General features: G+C 45.6%; 1 protein-coding gene and 1 pseudogene. Both read left to right on the top strand.

Features of this window, described 5'->3' with window-relative positions; genetic code table 11:
• A pseudogene (locus tag AB5H98_RS13275) lies at positions 1-155 on the top strand (23S rRNA (uracil(1939)-C(5))-methyltransferase RlmD); the annotation flags it as partial.
• Between the two features lie 185 nt (positions 156-340).
• Complete coding sequence (locus AB5H98_RS13270) at positions 341-1,957, top strand: N-6 DNA methylase (protein ID WP_367926359.1); 1,617 nt, start codon at positions 341-343, stop codon at positions 1,955-1,957.
• Positions 1,958-2,082 lie beyond the last annotated feature (125 nt).

Raw genomic sequence — 2,082 nt, 5'->3', positions numbered from 1 at the left:
CCCTCTACATCTCACAGATAAAGCGCAAGTGCGGGCTGGATGTAGGGCAGAACTATAATGTGTCGAAGAAGGAAAATGCTAAAGTGCCGCAGTGTCCGCCGGAAAAAGCAGCAGCGATTGTGGAAGCACTGAAGTATTTTCAAATGCTTGAATAGGGACCACTTCTTAATTAAAGACCAACTGCTATGATGGCGGTCGGTCTTTAATTCAAGCCGGTATTACTAGTGAAATGGTATGATTTTAGAATTGTTTGCGATTGATTCCCTTTGTTGACGGTCGCGCTCATCTAGGGTACAATTATACTGGGTTGTTATAATAAGTTGAAATGAGGTATTAGACTATGGCTAAGGCCACTAAAAAAGATAAAGAGGTAACTTTGGAAACAGTTCTGTGGAACTGCCGCGTGGCCTTGCGTGGTGTTGGCAGTACGGAGAAGAACAGGGATGCCGTGATTGGACTGGCATTTTTGAAATTTGCCGGAGATAAATTTGAAAAGCGCCGTGCAGAAATCAAAGAACAGTACGGTGATATTCCCGTGTTTTTGGAGAAGCATTCATTTTACAATGCGGTGAACGTGTTCTATTTAAAGGAAACTGCACGTTGGTCTTACATCGTCAAAAATGCGGGATCAAATGAAATTGCTGTGATCCTGGATCAGGCGATGTCTGATATTGAGGCAGATAATCCTTCGCTGAAAGGCGCTCTCGCACAGAATCTTTATGCCACCCTGGGCGCACCTAAGGAGAAAATCAAGGCACTGATCGATGAAGTAAATAAAATCTCCGAATCTCGCTTTCATGAAGAAGACTTGATTGGCCGCGTATATGAGTATTTTCTGCAGGTGTATGCGGCAAGTGGAACCAAAGATGGCGAGTTTTATACACCGGCCTGCGTGGTGAAGCTGATTGCAGAAATGATTGAACCGTTCAGCGGGACGGTTTATGATCCCTGCTGTGGTTCTGGAGGCATGTTCGTGCAATCGCATAAATTTGTGGAACGTCATCAGGGCAACAGAGCAAATATTTCTGTCATTGGTCAGGAAAGCAACCCGGATACATGGCGACTCTGCAAAATGAACCTGGCTATTCGCGGTATCTCTCATAACTTGGGAGAAAAGAACGATTCGACGTTTACAAATGACCTTCACAAAGATCGAAAGTTCGATTACATCATGGCAAACCCGCCTTTTAACCTCAAAGGCTGGCGTGGCGAAGACGAGCTGACGGATGATCCGCGTTGGCATGGCTACACAGTTCCCCGCACTTCCAATGCCAACTATGCCTGGATTCTTCACATGATTTCCAAGCTGGATGTAAACCACGGTATTGCAGGTTTCCTGCTGGCTAACGGAGCATTAAACGATCCCGATGAATATGAGAACCGGAAACGACTGCTTCAGAATGATAAAGTGGAAGCAATTATCGTTCTTCCGCGCGATATGTTCTATTCCACCGATATTTCCGTAACCCTCTGGATTGTAAACATGAACAAAAAGGCTGGAACCGTGAACGGCAGACAGGTTCGTGACCGCAGCGGTGAAGTGCTCTTTATGGATTTGCGCCGGTGGGACGGCAACGTTGAGGAAATTGTCATCGACAAGGGCAAGAAAAAGAAGAAGACGGTTCTGACCGATGAGCAAATTGCAGAAGTTAAGCGCGTCTATAGTAGCTGGCAGTCCGTGGACACAACGCTTTATCAGGATGTGCCGGAATTCTGTAAGTCGGTCAAAGTGCTGAAGAAAGACAAGGTCAACCCGGAAGATGTTTCCATCGAGGATAAGGACTGGTCCTTGGCCCCAAGCAAATATATCGAATTTATTGACCATGATCTGGACATTGACTACGAAAAAGAAATGGCTCGAATTCAGGATGAAATGCGTCTGCTGATGGCTTCAGAAGAACTCTCACAGTCCATGCTGAAAGATGCCTTCAGGGGGATTGGATATGGCATCGACTAAATTAGGGGCGTACATAGAGCTGCTCAATAACAGAAATGCCGATTTATTCTATGGTCAAGAATATGTGCGGGGGGTCAACAATCTAAAACAGTTTATGCCCACTAAGGTAGATGTTTCTGCACGTG

Origin of the sequence: uncultured Ruthenibacterium sp. (assembly GCF_963558415.1) — a bacterium.
Lineage (GTDB): Bacteria > Bacillota > Clostridia > Oscillospirales > Ruminococcaceae > Ruthenibacterium.
Note: the sequence above shows the minus strand (reverse complement) of the source record. Positions and strands in the feature narration are given on the sequence as shown.